Genomic DNA, 12,822 nt, shown 5'->3' with positions numbered 1-12,822 from the left:
GATGGCCGTACGGTCCTGCTCCAGCGCGTCCAGATCACCCGTGAACTGCGGGATCGTGCACGGATTGATCGGTACGTGGTCGGTCACTTCTGACCTGCCCCCGGGAGATCGACCTTCGGCTCCTTCAGGGCCTCGCGCTGCGCGTTCTGCGCCTGCTCGATGTTGCCCTGCACGTACGCCGTCGTGGCCTTGACGACACCGTTGATCGAGGCCTCCGTCCGGGCTCCGATGTACGAGAGGCGGTACTCGTGGGATTTCATGAGCTCACCCAGCGCGCCGGCGATCGGGCCCATGCCGCCGCCCTCGCCGCCGGTGCCGCCGCCCGGCGTGACCGTGCCCGCGTGCTTCGCCGCCTCCGGCAGCTCCGTCTGGAGCGACTTGCCGGCCTTCTGGAAGCCCTCGGCGGCGGTGATCGTCTTGTTGACGACCCCCTGCACGCCCGACGGCTTGATGTCCCAGTTCATGCCCTACCCCCGTGTCCCTCGTGTCCGGCCCGGCCGGCGTCAGCCGATGTTGTCGACCGCCGCCTTGGCCCTCGCCAGCGTGGCCTGCGCGGTCGCGTCGTTCTGCTCCAGCGTGGTGCGGACGAGGCGGATGATGTCGCGCACCTCGTTCGCCGCCTTGTTCCAGCGGACTTCCTTGCCGTGGTACTCGTCCGAGACGCCGTCGGCCGTGAACTCGGCCATCGCCGCCTTCACCGCGGCGTCACGGTCGCCGAGCACGCGCTCCAGCTGGCCGATGATCCCGCCGAGTCCGCCCTGGACCTCCACGGAGGCGGCGATGTCGTACGAGGTGCGGTCCTGGTTAGCCATGTCTCACAGTCCCCCGGTGTCAGCGCGCGCCGAAGCGCGCGGCGTCGAAGTTGGCGGAGCCCATGTTCTGGTGGGCGTTGTCGCCCTGCTCCTGGTCACCGGTGGTGAACGAGGTGTCCATCCCGGCCTGACCGCCGAGGATGGCCCGCAGGGATCCGTTGAGCTCGGCGGTGATCGCGTCGGAGCGCCGCTTGAACGAGTCGAACGCGGTCCGGCCGACGCCGTTGAACTTGCCCTCCAGCGGGTCCGCCGCCGCGATCAGCAGCTTGATCAGCGTGCCGAGGTCGGAGCTGGAACCGGTCGTGGCCTTGCCCAGCTCGGACAGCGTCGTGCTGCCCATGTCGAACTTCATTCACCCACCCCTGACGTGTTGTGCCGTCACTTGCCTGCCTACCTGTCTACCGAAGGGACGTTGCGAACACAAACACGGTTTCATCCGGCCTTGACGTCTGGCTGAAAATCGCCGCCATCCGGTCGCCGTTCTCCCAGGACCTCCCGTACGTAGTCGTCCCCCGCGTCCCACAGCCAGGCCGCCAGGGCCCGGCCGGCCGGACCCTGGCAGCGGGAGACGGGGCCGGCGGCGTGCCGGAGGGCACGCTTGGAAGGTGCGTCGCCGAGGAGCCGCCGCAGCAGCTCCACGGCGGGCGCCTCGTCCACGAGGGTCACCGCGCCCGCGAGGCCGACGAGTTGGGTCTCCACGTCGAAGTGGAAGCGCTCGCCGGCCCGCATCCGGGCCAGGCCCCGCTCGACGGCGGTACGGATCGCGGGCAGGCAGTCCCGTACGTCCCGCGCGTCGAGGCAGTCGCCCAGCCGGTCGTCGAAGCCCTCCCGGTCGGCGAGCCCGACCAGGGCGCGGAGGGTCTCGGTGCGCAGTGCCGAGGTGCCCTTCTCCCCGGCCAACTCGCGGCTGTCGGCGGCGCCTTCGCAGAAGAGGCCGTAGCTGCGGTCCGCCGAGAACCAGCGGTCGATGGACCAGCCGTACCAGAAGGCGGCGCGGGGGTCGGTCGTGGCGGCCCGGACGACGGCCTCGTACCCGGCGGGCTCCGCCCAGTGGACCAGGGCGACGAGGGCCATGAGGCGTTCGCCGTCGGTCGCGCCGGGATCGGCGGCCAGGGCGGTGAGGCCGGGGACACGGTCGCGGTGGGCGGGCTCGTCGAAGCCGCCGTAGATCACGTCGTAGGGGTCGTCGGCGGGGGCGCCGTCGAAATCGGTGCCCAGCAGCCGCTCGTAGGCCGTCGCCATGTCAGGTCATCCATCGGTCGGGGCGGGCCGCCGCGCGGGAGGTGCGGGAGCGGACCGCCTGGTCGTGCAGCAGGTCGCGGGCGTCGGCGGCGGCGCGCAGCCGGGCGGTGACGGTCTGGTTCGCACCGGTGTCCACGTGCAGGTCGGCCAGCCCCCGGGCGCGCTCCCAGGGGCCCTGGGAGCGGCGCACGCTCTGCACCTTCGCATGCGGAACGATCTCCGTACGCCGGCACAGGCGCCCGCGCCGGGCCGCGAAGACCTCCTCCGAGACGGCCAGGCCGTACCCCTTCCACCACACCGGCACCACCCACCGCGAGCCGGTGCGCGGGGACGGGGTGAACTCCAGGCCCGCCGGGTCCGCTCCCGGCAGCACGCGGGCGATGAGGGCGTGGGCGGCGGCGCGGGTGGCCACCGGCACCAGTACCCCGTTCCCGGAGCCCGCCACGGCCAGCTCCACCCGGACCCAGCCGAGCCGCCGCCACAGCAGCGGCTCCACGATCCGTACGGTCTGCACGCGCCCCGGCGGGACGGTCTCGTGGGCGCGGTCCAGCAGCCCGTGGTCCAGGCGCAGCCCGTCGGGGGACTCGGCGACGGTCCAGCCGTAGCCGGTGAGGAAGCGGCCGAGGCTGCCGGTCCACACCGCGCCGAGCAGCGGTACCAGGATGACCACCGCCGCCCAGGCGCTGTCGCTGAGCCGCCACACGGCCAGCGGGGCGAGGAGCCCGGCGGCGAGCGCCGCCCACACGTCGAGGCTGAGCAGCAGGGAGACCACCAGGTCCCGTACGGACACGCGCAGCAGCTCGCGCGCGGGGGCCTGGCCGACGGCGACGGCTTCGGCGGGCGCGAAGCCCGCCGCCCGCGCCAGCAGCTCGGCGCGCAGGGCGACGGCGTCGCGTTCGTCGAGGAAGGCGAGCTCGTCCTTCTCCTCGGTGCCGACGACGTCGAGGCGGAGCTTGGCGACCCCGGCCAGCCGGGCCAGCATCGGGCGGGTGACGTCCACCGCCTGGAGGCGGTCCAGGCGGATGTGGGCGGTGCGGCGGAAGAGCAGGCCGGTGCGGATGCGGAGCTCGGTGTCGGTGACGGCGTAGTGGGTGAACCACCAGCTGAGGAAGCCGTACGTGCCGAAGACGAGGACCAGCCCGGTCACCACGAGCAGCCGCACGGCGGGGGTGAGGCCGGTGATCCACTCCTGGACGCGGTCGCCCTGCTGGACGAGGACACCGGCGGTGGCGGCGATCGGCACCCATGCTCGGCGCAGCGGCGTCAGTACGTGCAGCCGCCGCTCGCCGCTGCCCTGCGGGGCGGGGGTGCCGGGGGCCGCCGGCGGCGGGGCGTCCCGGTCCGGGGTTCCCGCGGAGGGGCCGGTCACAGCCCCGCCGACCTTGCTTCGCCGAGCGCCGTCAGGCGGTCGCGGAGGCGTTCCGCCTCGGCGGGGGCCAGGCCCGGGATCTTGGCGTCCGTCGCGGCGGCCGCCGTGTGGAGCTGGACCGAGGCCAGGCCGAAGCGGCGCTCCAGCGGGCCCGAGGCCACCTCCACCAGCTGCATCCGCCCGTACGGGACCACCGTCTCCTCCCGCCACAGCACCCCCCGGCTGATCAGCAGGTCGTCCGCCCGCTCCGCGTACCGCCAGGACCGCCAGTTCCGCCCCACCAGCACCCACCCCCAGCCCAGGACCGCGAGCCAGAACGCCCCGCAGGCCGCCCACCCCGGCCCGAACGCCAGGCCCAGCGACACGCCCGTGGCCACCGCGAGCGGCACCGTCCAGATCACCAGCAGCAGCCGCCTGATCCGGCGCAGTCCGCCCGGCAGGCCCACCCACCGCGGACGGCCCGTCTCACCCTGCGTCCCCGTATCCATGTGCCCACCCTAGGACTGAGACAATGCGCCCATGACGGAGACCACGGTCGGCATCGGCGGTGCGGCGGAGAGCACCGACATGGTGCTCAACATCGGACCCCAGCACCCTTCCACCCACGGCGTGCTGCGCCTGCGGCTCGTCCTGGACGGCGAGCGCATCGCCAGCGCCGAGCCGGTGGTCGGCTACATGCACCGGGGTGCCGAGAAGCTCTTCGAGGCGCGCGACTACCGGCAGATCGTGATGCTCGCGAACCGCCACGACTGGCTGTCCGCGTTCTCCAACGAGCTCGGCGTGGTCATGGCCGTCGAGCGGATGCTCGGCATGGAGGTCCCCGAGCGCGCGGTGTGGATGCGTACGCTCCTCGCCGAGCTGAACCGGGTCCTGAACCACCTGATGTTCCTCGGGTCGTATCCCCTCGAACTGGGCGGAATCACCCCGATCTTCCACGCGTTCCGCGAGCGCGAGGAGCTCCAGGCCGTCATGGAGGAGATCTCCGGCGGCCGCATGCACTACATGTTCAACCGCGTCGGCGGCCTCAAGGAGGACCTCCCCGCCGGCTGGCTCGGCCGGGCCCGCGCCGCCATCGCCGACGTCCGCACCCGCATGGACGTCTACGACAAGCTGGTCCACGGCAACGAGATCTTCCGCGCCCGCACCCGCGGCGTCGGCGTGCTGTCCCCCGAGGCGGTGCACGCGTACGGGGTCTCCGGCCCGATCGCCCGCGCCTCCGGCGTGGACTTCGACCTGCGCCGCGACGAGCCGTACCTGGCGTACGGCGAGCTGGCCGACGTACTGAAGGTCGTCACCCGCACCGAGGGCGACTGCCTGGCCCGCTTCGAGGTGCTGCTCGACCAGACGCACAACGCCCTCGACCTGGCCGTGGCCTGCCTGGACCGGATGGCCGAGCTGCCGCCCGGGCCGGTCAACCAGCGGCTGCCGAAGGTGCTGAAGGCGCCCGAGGGCAGCACGTACGCCTGGACGGAGAACCCGCTCGGCATCAACGGCTACTACCTGGTCTCGAAGGGCGAGAAGACCCCGTACCGGCTGAAGCTGCGCAGCGCCTCCTTCAACAACATCCAGGCGCTGGCGGTGCTGCTGCCGGGGCAGCTGGTCGCGGACATGGTGTCGATCCTGGGCTCGCTCTTCTTCGTGGTCGGCGACATCGACAAGTAGCCGGGACCCCCGGCTTCCGCCCCTCGCGCGACCTGACAGTCCGGCGGAGGGCGGCCGGGGCGGTGTCGGTGGGGCGTCCTAGGGTGCCCCCATGACCACCGGTACGTACACGGACTACCTGCGCAGGATCGGCATCACCGCTCCCGGCGCCCCCTCGGCGGGAAGGCTGTTCGCGCTCCAGCGCGCCCACCTGGAGCACATCGCCTACGACAACCTCGACATCCACGCGGGCCGGCCGCCGGGTATCGACCCGGCGCTGTCGGTGCGGCGGCTGGGGGCGGGTTTCGGCGGTTACTGCTTCCACCTCAACGGCGCCTTCGCCGCGCTCCTGGAACACCTGGGGTACGACGTGACCCGCCACCTCGGCGGTGTCGAGGACGATGCCGCCTCGCGCGTGGTCGACGGGCAGCACCTGACCATGACGGTCCGCGTGGACGGGGAGGCGTACTGGGTGGACGCCGGGCTCGGGGACGGCCCGTACGAGCCGCTGCCGCTGCGCGAGGGCTCGTACGAGCAGGGCGGCTTCCGCTACGCGCTGGAGCGGCTGGAGCCCCTGGCGGGCGAGGGCCCGGGCTGGAGCTTCCTGTCCCCCGCCAGCAGCACGCCGCGGGTGAACTTCCGCGACGCGCCCGCCACGACGGCCGACTTCGAGGAGACGCACACCTGGCTGGCGACCTCCCCGGAATCCCCCTTCGTACGGACCCTCGCGCTGCTCCGGCGCGGCGCCGACGGCATCGACGTCATGCGCGGCCGCGTCCTGACCCGGATCTCCGCCGGGAAGGAGACCGGCCGGCGTGAAGTGGCCGGGCAGCGGGAGTTCTTCGAGACCGTGGCGGGCACCTTCCGGCGGAGCCTCGACGACCTGACGGCCGCCGACCGGGACGCCCTGTGGGCCCGGGTCGACGAGGCGCACCGGGCGTGGCTGGCGTCCGGGGCGGCGGCGCAGGCCCCGGCGGCCTCCTGACGGCTTCGGTGTCGGTGCGGCAGGGCAGACTGGGGGCATGTCCCACTCCCCCCGACGGGCCTGCCCCGCCTGCGGCCGCGACTGCGCGGTGACGGCCGGCCGGATCGCCCGCCACGACCCTCCGGCCGGGCGCGGCCGGGGCGACCTGGTGTCCTGCCCCGGTTCCCGGGCCCGCGTGGTGCTCGGCGCCTCCGCCCCGACCCTGGACGGCTTCGTCCTCGGGCCGCATCCGGGCCAGCTGCCGCTGTTCTGAGTCACCCGGGCACCGCCGTACCGGGTACTGGGTACGGGGCCGGGGAGACTGAGTACGCGTACGGATCCCCGCGGCCGGCCCGCCGCGCCAGGATGGCCGCATGACCTGGAACCCTCAGCCCCCGACCGTCGCCGCGCCCCCGTCCGCCGGGACGAGGCGGATGCGCGTGCGCGCGGTGATCGCCGCCGCGTTGTTCGTGCCCGCGCTGGTGGTGGCGAAGATCCTGGTCCTGTCCACCGAGACGGGTGGCCGCTGCCTGATGTACGGCGGCTGCGCGCCCTTCCCCGGGGTCTTCTTCCTGGTGCTGTGCGGTGCTGCGGCGGTGGCGATGGTGCTGGCCCTGGCCGCGCCGGAGCGGCTGCGCGGCTGGCCGCTGGGCGCGCAACTGGTGCTGGAGCTGGTCGCGGTGGGGCTGGTGCTCGTCTTCCCCTGAGCCCGCCGGGCCCGAAGCGGACCCGCGGGGTTGCGCACAGGCTGTGGAAAATCCGTTCGGCCGGGCACCCACAGCGGGTGTCCGGCCGAACGGCCAGTTCCGAACGGTCAGGGCCTACGAGATCGCGGTGCGGAGCCGGACCACGTCGATGGGCTCGGTCTCGTCGTGCGCCGTCAGGTCGATGACCTGACCCACCGCCTCCTGTTCGGGGGTGGCCGCCTTGAACTCCGGCTCCGCCTCGCCGCCCGCGGTCTCCGCCTTGTGGACGGCGAGGGCCTCGGCGCCGACCACGTCGGCCAGGTCCTCGTTCTGCACGGACTCGATCACGGCGCGCGCCTGCGCGGCGTTCTTGGTGCCGAAGAAGTCGAAGCCGCCCTCGACGCGGGAGGCGGTGCGGCGCTGGGCCGCGTACGGAGCCACGGGCGCGGCCGGCCGGCGGGCCGGGACGGCCGCCGCCGGGGCGGGCGCGACCGGCCGGGTGTGCGCGACCGCCGTGGCGGGGGCGGCCGCGGGGCCTGCGGAGGCGGCGGCGGACCGTTCCTGCGCCTTGCGCGCCAGGGCCGACATCGCGGCGTGGGCCCGGGCGTAGCCGACCGGGGTGGGCGCGCCGGCGCCGGTGCGCTCCGCGGAGACCGCCGGAAGCTCCTTGGGGCCCGTCGGGGCCGAGGCGGCCTCGATGGCCAGCAGCCGGCGCTTCTCCAGGGCGCTGGCGCGCTCGGTCTCGGCGGTCGCGTACCGGCGCAGCAGCGCGGCGTGCTCCCCGCGCAGGCCCGCCAGTTCGACGCGCTTGGCGCGCAGCTTGGCGTCGAGGCGGGCGCGCAGCAGGCGCGCTTCCTCGAGGTCGGACTCGAGCGCGGCTATCCGCTCGTCGGTCTTCCACTCGTCCTTGACCCGCTCGCGGGCCAGCTCCGCCACCCGGCGGCCGGCCGCCCGGTCCCAGGAGCGCATGAGGACGGCACCGCCGACGCCCGCGGCGGCCGTGAGGGCCACGAGCAGGCGCAGCGCGAGGGGTTCCGCCAGGAGCCACGCCGCGCCGGCGCCGGCCACGGAAACCCCGGCGACGGCCGTCGGCGTGAGAAGTCGGTGCAGGGGCTCGGGATTGCGGTGGCGTCCACGGGGCATGGCCTGAAATTTACAGGGCGTGGGCGGCGCGTGGGGTACCCGCCCGGCAATCCGTTCCCGGGCAGTTACCCCACAATTGGCGAACAAACACGGAACTACTGCTTCCGCAGAAGGCCCTTGGAGTCGAGATAGGACTTCGCGACGTCCGCCGGCTTCGCGCGTTCCGCGTCCACCTTGCGGTTCAGCTCGACGAGGTCGGCGGTCGTCAGCACCTTGGTCAGCCCGTCGAGGGCGGCCGCGACCTCAGGGGCTCCGGCGTCCTTGGCGTTGACGACCGGCAGCACGTTGTCGGCGTTCTGGAGCTTCCTGTCGTCCTCCAGCAGGACCAGGCCGTAGCCGTCGAGGGTGGCGTCGGTGGTGGTGGTCAGCACCAGCTGGTCCACCCCGTCCTTGACGGCCTGCTTCGCCTGCGGGGTGCCGACTCCCTTGGGGTCGATGCCGGCGACCTGGATTCCGTACGTCTTCTCCAACCCCGGTGCGCAGAAGGGACGGACGGCGCATTCGTCACCCGCCGCGATCTTCACCTTCAGCCCCGACTTTCCAAGATCGGAAAGGGACTTGAGGTTGTTCTTCCGCGCGAATTCCCGGCTCACCGCGAAGGCGTTCTGGTCGACCGCCGCGCCCGCCGGCAGCGCCTTCAGCCCGAGCGGCTGCGCCAGCTTCTCCAGTGCCGCGACCGTCGCCGCCGCGTCACTGGAGGCGACCGGCTTCTCCTTGGCCGCGTTCGGGCCGTTCACCTTGGCGTTCAGGAACTCCGCGAGCGTGGCCGCGTACTCCGGGACGACGTCGATCTCGCCCTTCTCCAGCGACGGCTCGTACAGCTCCCGGTTGTTGACGGTGGTGATGGAGGTGTCGTAGCCGGCGCCCCTCAGGAGCTGCGCGTACAGCTCGGCCAGCACGTTGGACTCGGTGAAGCCCGCCGCTCCCACCACCAGCCTGCCCTTGCCGCCCCCGGCCGGCGCCGCGGAGGAGCCGCCGTCCCTGGACGTCTCGAGGCTCTCGCCCCCGCACGCGGCGAGCGAAACGGTCAGGGCCACCGCGCCCAGGGTCGCGCCGAGGATGCGCGTGGACTTGCTCATCATGCTCCTTAGGAATCAGGGGAAGGGCCGCGGGCCGGGGAGGGCCGCGGCACGGCGGCCGCGCCTCAGCGCGACGGGACCCGCGGCAGCAGCCGGTCCGCCGCCACCAGGACGCCCTCCACCACCAGGGCCAGCAGGGCCACCAGCACGGCGCCCGCCACCACCTGCGGGGTGTCGTACGTGTTGAAGCCGGCGGTGATGATCCGGCCCAGGCCGCCCTGGCCGACCATCGCCGCGATCGTGGCGGTGGCGATGACCTGCACGGCACCGGAGCGCAGCCCGGTCATCACCAGCGGCCGCGCGAGCGGCAGTTCCACCCGCAGGAAGAGCTGGCGGCCGGACATGCCCATGCCCCGGGCCGCCTCGACCACCGCGCGGTCCACCTCGCGCATGCCGACGTACGCGTTGGTCAGCAGCGGCGGAACCGCGAACAGCACGAGCGCGGCGATGGTCGGGACGTAGCCCGCGCTGCGCAGCGGCGAGACCATGAACAGGGCCAGCACCGCGAACACCGGTACGGCGCGCCCGGCGTTGGAGACGTTCACCGCGAGCGTGCCGCCCTTGCCGAGGTGGCCGAGCCACAGCCCGACCGGCAGGGCCACCGCACAGGCGATGGCCAGGGCGATCCCGCTGACGTAGACGTGCTCCCCGAGCCGGTGCCACACCCCGGACTCGCCGGACCAGTTGGCCCCGTCGGCCAGCCAGTCCCAGGCCCGCGCCATCACGCCCATGCCCTCACGCCCCCTCGGCCTTCGCGGAACGGCCGGGGCGCGTCCACGGGGTCAGCAGCCGCTGCACGCCGAGCAGCAGCAGGTCGGCGGCGAGCGCGAGCAGCACGCACAGCACCGAGGCGGTGAGCACCTGGGCCTTGAAGGAGCTGTTCACGGCGGGAGCGATCAGGTTGCCCAGACCGCCCTTGCCGACGATGGAGCCGACGGTGGTCAGCGCCACGGTCGACACGGTGGCGATCCGGACCCCGGCGAGCAGTGCCGGCAGCGCCAGCGGGAGTTCGACCTGCCACAGCAGCCGGGCCGGGCCGTAGCCCATGCCGCGCGCGGCTTCGCGTACGTCCTCGGGGACGGCCTCCAGGCCGGCCAGGACGTTGCGGACCAGGATCGTCAGCGAGTACAGGACCAGGCCCGTCACCACGAGCGCCGCCGACAGCCCGAAGAAGGGCAGCAGCAGCGAGAACATGGCGAGCGAGGGAATCGTGTACAGCAGGGTCGTCAGGCCCAGCACGGGGGCCGCCCAGCGGCGGCCGCGGCGGGCCAGCAGCGCGAGCGGCACGGCCACGGCGACGCCGATGAGCACCGACACCGCGGTGATCCAGACGTGCTCGGCCGTAGCGTCGGCGAGTTCCGTCGAGCGGGAGCTGACGTACTCCCAGCAGAACCAGTCGTTCGCCACCAGGCAGCCCTGTCCGGCCATGCCGCCCACCCCCCTTCCCCTCGCACGCGTGTGCCGGAGACCGGCCCTCGAGCGACCATAACCCCCGGTGCCCGTGATGGCCGGAATCATTCGCACAGTCGCAACACTCCCCTGACGAACCCTTCGCCCATCCGGGCGGACCGCTGGGGGAGGATGGCGGGGTGATCCGATTCGAGCGAGTGACCAAGCGGTACCCCGACGGCACGACGGCCGTGGAGGACCTGTCCTTCGAGGTCGCGGAGGGCGAGCTGGTGACGCTGGTGGGCCCGTCCGGCTGCGGCAAGACGACCACGATGAAGATGGTCAACCGGCTGATCGAGCCGACCTCGGGACGGATCCTGCTGAACGGCGAGGACATCGCGGCCGCCGACCCGGTCGAGCTGCGCCGCCGCATCGGCTACGTCATCCAGCAGGTCGGGCTGTTCCCGCACAGGACGGTGCTGGAGAACACGGCGACCGTGCCGCAGCTGATCGGCACCCCGAAGGCGAAGGCCCGCGCCCGCGCGGCCGAACTGCTCGAACTCGTGGGGCTGGATCCGGCCGTGTACGGGGGCCGGTACCCGCAGCAGCTGTCGGGCGGGCAGCGCCAGCGCGTCGGCGTGGCCCGCGCCCTCGCGGCGGACCCGCCTGTCCTGCTGATGGACGAGCCGTTCGGCGCGGTGGACCCGGTGGTGCGCGAACGGCTGCAGAACGAGTTCCTGGCCCTCCAGCGGACCGTCCGCAAGACGATCCTGCTCGTCACGCACGACCTGGAGGAGGCCGTCCGGCTCGGCGACCGGATCGCGGTCTACGGGGAGGGCACCATCGAGCAGCTCGCCCGCCCGGCCGCCGTGCTCGCCGCGCCGGCCAGCGCGTACGTCGCCTCGTTCGTCGGCGCCGACCGGGGGCTCAAGCGGCTCGCCGTCACCCCGGTCACAGCGGCAGACGTGACGGCCGCCGAGGGTCCGGCCCCCACCACCTCGGTGCCCCTGGGGGCGTCGCTGCGCGAGGCCCTCGCCGCCCTGCTCCAGGAGGACTCCGGCCGGATCGGCGTCACGGACCCGGACTCCGGCGCGCCGGCCGGCGTACTGACCCCCGCCGGCGTCCACCGGGCGCTGCGCCGGGCCGGCCACCAGGACGCCTGACGCCCGCGCACCGCGACCCGGAGCCCCGCGGACGCGCGAAGGGCCCGGCCGGAGCCGGGCCCTTCACGTACGTCCTGATCACCGCGTGCGGCTCAGGCCTGGATCCGGCCGCTCAGCCACACCAGCATCGGCGGGATCTCACGGCGCCAGGTGTTGAAGTTGTGGCCGCCGCTCTCGAGGATGATCGACGAGACCCGGTCCGGGCCCTTGACCAGCTTGATGAACTTCTTGGTGTCGTTCAGGTTGTCCTCGCCCTTCTCGCTGGTCGTGACCAGGAAGGACGTACCGGTCGGCTTCTTGGCCTGGAGGCTCTGGAGGACGTCCGCGCGGGCCTTCAGCTTGTCGTCGCCGTGGAACAGGTCACCGGTCGTCGCATCGTCCGCCGCCTTGTAGTAAGCGGACAGGCCCACGCCCGCGCCGAAGGTCTGCGGGTGGTGCGCGGCGATCTTCAGGGCGCAGTAGCCACCCGTGGAGTTCCCGATGAAGCCCATGTTCTCCGGCTTCTTGCCCACCCGGAAGGTGGACTGGATGGCCTGCGGCAGGTCCTGCGCGAAGAACGTCTCGGTCTGCGGGCCATCGGGTATGTCCACGCACTCCGTGTCGCGCGGCGGCGCGATGGTCGGGCGCAGCATGACCAGGATCATCGGCTTCATCTTGCCCGCCTTGGCCTGCTTGAAGGCCGTCATCGGGTAGTTCAGCCCTTTGATCAGGTTCTCGGCGGTGCCCGGGTAGCCGGTCAGCACGATCGACGCCGGGAAGTTCTGGTCCTTGTGCTGCGGCTGGAAGTACTCCGGCGGCAGCCAGACGTAGCCGGGGCTCGTTATCTTCGACTTCTGGCCCGTGATGGAGACCTTCAGGATCTGGCCGCCGACCTGGGGCTTGCCCCCGCCGGGCACGTCCAGCTTCTGCTTGTCGACGACCTTGATGTCCTTGCTGCTCATCGAGTGGTCGACGACCTTGCCGACGGCGGTCTCCTGGCCGAACAGGTCGGCCCACGATCCGTAGAAGAGGAACGACTTGTTCGCCGCGAGACCGACTGCCGAGAACAGCGCCAGCTGGGTCGCGAGCAGCAGGCCGATCCGGCTGAGAACCGCGCGCACGCCGCGCCCCGAGAGCTTCGGCCAGGCCCAGACCGTGACCGCGAACAGGGCCACGCCCGCGATGATGGCCAGGACCAGAACCGTATTACTGGTGAGACCCATGAGCAGTCAGTCGACTTTCTGATGGCAGGACTGGATTTTTCCGACGGAAGAGTGAACCCGCTCCCCGCGGATGTCGTCCTAATGGACGCACCACACTCCGGAGGCTGTCACGGCCTTCGGCCACATGATCTC

The 12,822-nt window shown here is 72.8% G+C and carries 16 protein-coding genes; 5 read left to right on the top strand and 11 right to left on the bottom strand.

Annotation, left to right across the window (positions count from 1 at the left end):
* Positions 1 to 83: 83 nt before the first annotated feature.
* From ACZ4WZ_RS16275 to ACZ4WZ_RS16250, 6 genes are all read right to left on the bottom strand, one after another.
* Entirely contained in the window at positions 84 to 464 is a 381-nt protein-coding gene (locus ACZ4WZ_RS16275; RefSeq protein ID WP_467890520.1) for a DUF6507 family protein, read from the bottom strand.
* 39 nt (positions 465 to 503) lie between these two features.
* Entirely contained in the window at positions 504 to 812 is a 309-nt protein-coding gene (locus ACZ4WZ_RS16270; RefSeq protein ID WP_388933662.1) for a pore-forming ESAT-6 family protein, read from the bottom strand.
* A 19-nt stretch (positions 813 to 831) separates the two neighbouring features.
* Complete coding sequence (locus tag ACZ4WZ_RS16265) at positions 832 to 1,164, bottom strand: hypothetical protein (RefSeq protein ID WP_467890517.1); 333 nt, start codon at positions 1,162 to 1,164, stop codon at positions 832 to 834.
* Between the two features lie 80 nt (positions 1,165 to 1,244).
* The gene (locus ACZ4WZ_RS16260; RefSeq protein ID WP_467890514.1) at positions 1,245 to 2,054 is read right to left on the bottom strand and encodes a hypothetical protein; all 810 of its coding nucleotides are present in this window, start codon (positions 2,052 to 2,054) and stop codon (positions 1,245 to 1,247) included.
* Between the two features lies 1 nt (position 2,055).
* Positions 2,056 to 3,423 carry a PH domain-containing protein gene (locus tag ACZ4WZ_RS16255; protein WP_467890511.1) on the bottom strand — a complete coding sequence of 456 codons (1,368 nt, stop codon included), beginning with the start codon at positions 3,421 to 3,423 and terminating at the stop codon, positions 2,056 to 2,058.
* Positions 3,420 to 3,911 (bottom strand): PH domain-containing protein, encoded by a 492-nt coding sequence (locus tag ACZ4WZ_RS16250; RefSeq protein ID WP_467890508.1) that lies wholly within the window; start codon positions 3,909 to 3,911, stop codon positions 3,420 to 3,422. Before ACZ4WZ_RS16250 ends, ACZ4WZ_RS16255 begins: the two co-directional genes overlap by 4 nt.
* A gap of 31 nt (positions 3,912 to 3,942) precedes the next feature.
* On the opposite strand from ACZ4WZ_RS16250, the gene ACZ4WZ_RS16245 reads away from it, so the two are divergent.
* The 4 genes from ACZ4WZ_RS16245 (at position 3,943) to ACZ4WZ_RS16230 (ending at position 6,735) form a co-directional block, all read left to right on the top strand.
* Entirely contained in the window at positions 3,943 to 5,085 is a 1,143-nt protein-coding gene (locus ACZ4WZ_RS16245; RefSeq protein ID WP_388933650.1) for an NADH-quinone oxidoreductase subunit D, read from the top strand.
* Positions 5,086 to 5,176: 91 nt separating this feature from the next.
* Positions 5,177 to 6,049 (top strand): arylamine N-acetyltransferase family protein, encoded by an 873-nt coding sequence (locus ACZ4WZ_RS16240; RefSeq protein WP_467890505.1) that lies wholly within the window; start codon positions 5,177 to 5,179, stop codon positions 6,047 to 6,049.
* A gap of 37 nt (positions 6,050 to 6,086) precedes the next feature.
* Positions 6,087 to 6,302: a hypothetical protein gene (locus ACZ4WZ_RS16235; RefSeq protein ID WP_382637860.1), complete on the top strand. Its 216-nt coding sequence runs from the start codon at positions 6,087 to 6,089 to the stop codon at positions 6,300 to 6,302.
* A 100-nt stretch (positions 6,303 to 6,402) separates the two neighbouring features.
* On the top strand, positions 6,403 to 6,735 hold the full coding sequence (locus tag ACZ4WZ_RS16230; protein ID WP_467890502.1) for a hypothetical protein: 333 nt from the start codon (positions 6,403 to 6,405) through the stop codon (positions 6,733 to 6,735).
* 114 nt (positions 6,736 to 6,849) lie between these two features.
* Here the strand turns inward: ACZ4WZ_RS16230 and ACZ4WZ_RS16225 are convergent, their stop codons facing one another.
* The 4 genes from ACZ4WZ_RS16225 to ACZ4WZ_RS16210 all read right to left on the bottom strand — a co-directional run bounded on the left by ACZ4WZ_RS16225 (position 6,850) and on the right by ACZ4WZ_RS16210 (position 10,364).
* Positions 6,850 to 7,857, bottom strand: coding sequence for a hypothetical protein (locus ACZ4WZ_RS16225; protein ID WP_467890499.1), 1,008 nt, complete (start codon positions 7,855 to 7,857; stop codon positions 6,850 to 6,852).
* A gap of 95 nt (positions 7,858 to 7,952) precedes the next feature.
* Positions 7,953 to 8,936, bottom strand: coding sequence for an ABC transporter substrate-binding protein (locus tag ACZ4WZ_RS16220; protein WP_467890496.1), 984 nt, complete (start codon positions 8,934 to 8,936; stop codon positions 7,953 to 7,955).
* 65 nt (positions 8,937 to 9,001) lie between these two features.
* The gene (locus ACZ4WZ_RS16215; protein WP_467890493.1) at positions 9,002 to 9,667 is read right to left on the bottom strand and encodes an ABC transporter permease; all 666 of its coding nucleotides are present in this window, start codon (positions 9,665 to 9,667) and stop codon (positions 9,002 to 9,004) included.
* Between the two features lie 4 nt (positions 9,668 to 9,671).
* Positions 9,672 to 10,364, bottom strand: a complete 693-nt coding sequence (locus ACZ4WZ_RS16210; RefSeq protein ID WP_467890490.1) for an ABC transporter permease — start codon at positions 10,362 to 10,364, stop codon at positions 9,672 to 9,674.
* A gap of 161 nt (positions 10,365 to 10,525) precedes the next feature.
* Here ACZ4WZ_RS16210 and ACZ4WZ_RS16205 point away from each other — a divergent pair, with 161 nt between their 5' ends.
* Positions 10,526 to 11,488 (top strand): ABC transporter ATP-binding protein, encoded by a 963-nt coding sequence (locus ACZ4WZ_RS16205; RefSeq protein ID WP_467890487.1) that lies wholly within the window; start codon positions 10,526 to 10,528, stop codon positions 11,486 to 11,488.
* 92 nt (positions 11,489 to 11,580) lie between these two features.
* Here ACZ4WZ_RS16205 and ACZ4WZ_RS16200 read toward each other — a convergent pair whose 3' ends face one another.
* Positions 11,581 to 12,690: an alpha/beta hydrolase gene (locus ACZ4WZ_RS16200; protein WP_467890484.1), complete on the bottom strand. Its 1,110-nt coding sequence runs from the start codon at positions 12,688 to 12,690 to the stop codon at positions 11,581 to 11,583.
* Positions 12,691 to 12,822: the final 132 nt, after the last annotated feature.

The sequence above is a fragment of the Streptomyces sp. NPDC029122 genome (assembly GCF_055569445.1).
This window is presented reverse-complemented; position numbering and strand designations above follow the sequence as displayed.

What these genes read in the sequence shown, in the direction of transcription:
- ACZ4WZ_RS16245 (WP_388933650.1), top strand. Translation starts at nt 3,943, where the DNA reads ATGACGGAGACCACGGTCGGCATCGGCGGTGCGGCGGAGAGCACCGAC.
- ACZ4WZ_RS16200 (WP_467890484.1), bottom strand. Translation starts at nt 12,690, where the DNA reads ATGGGTCTCACCAGTAATACGGTTCTGGTCCTGGCCATCATCGCGGGC.
- ACZ4WZ_RS16215 (WP_467890493.1), bottom strand. Translation starts at nt 9,667, where the DNA reads ATGGGCGTGATGGCGCGGGCCTGGGACTGGCTGGCCGACGGGGCCAAC.
- ACZ4WZ_RS16230 (WP_467890502.1), top strand. Translation starts at nt 6,403, where the DNA reads ATGACCTGGAACCCTCAGCCCCCGACCGTCGCCGCGCCCCCGTCCGCC.
- ACZ4WZ_RS16210 (WP_467890490.1), bottom strand. Translation starts at nt 10,364, where the DNA reads ATGGCCGGACAGGGCTGCCTGGTGGCGAACGACTGGTTCTGCTGGGAG.
- ACZ4WZ_RS16260 (WP_467890514.1), bottom strand. Translation starts at nt 2,054, where the DNA reads ATGGCGACGGCCTACGAGCGGCTGCTGGGCACCGATTTCGACGGCGCC.
- ACZ4WZ_RS16270 (WP_388933662.1), bottom strand. Translation starts at nt 812, where the DNA reads ATGGCTAACCAGGACCGCACCTCGTACGACATCGCCGCCTCCGTGGAG.
- ACZ4WZ_RS16240 (WP_467890505.1), top strand. Translation starts at nt 5,177, where the DNA reads ATGACCACCGGTACGTACACGGACTACCTGCGCAGGATCGGCATCACC.
- ACZ4WZ_RS16265 (WP_467890517.1), bottom strand. Translation starts at nt 1,164, where the DNA reads ATGAAGTTCGACATGGGCAGCACGACGCTGTCCGAGCTGGGCAAGGCC.
- ACZ4WZ_RS16220 (WP_467890496.1), bottom strand. Translation starts at nt 8,936, where the DNA reads ATGAGCAAGTCCACGCGCATCCTCGGCGCGACCCTGGGCGCGGTGGCC.
- ACZ4WZ_RS16250 (WP_467890508.1), bottom strand. Translation starts at nt 3,911, where the DNA reads ATGGATACGGGGACGCAGGGTGAGACGGGCCGTCCGCGGTGGGTGGGC.
- ACZ4WZ_RS16275 (WP_467890520.1), bottom strand. Translation starts at nt 464, where the DNA reads ATGAACTGGGACATCAAGCCGTCGGGCGTGCAGGGGGTCGTCAACAAG.
- ACZ4WZ_RS16235 (WP_382637860.1), top strand. Translation starts at nt 6,087, where the DNA reads ATGTCCCACTCCCCCCGACGGGCCTGCCCCGCCTGCGGCCGCGACTGC.
- ACZ4WZ_RS16225 (WP_467890499.1), bottom strand. Translation starts at nt 7,857, where the DNA reads ATGCCCCGTGGACGCCACCGCAATCCCGAGCCCCTGCACCGACTTCTC.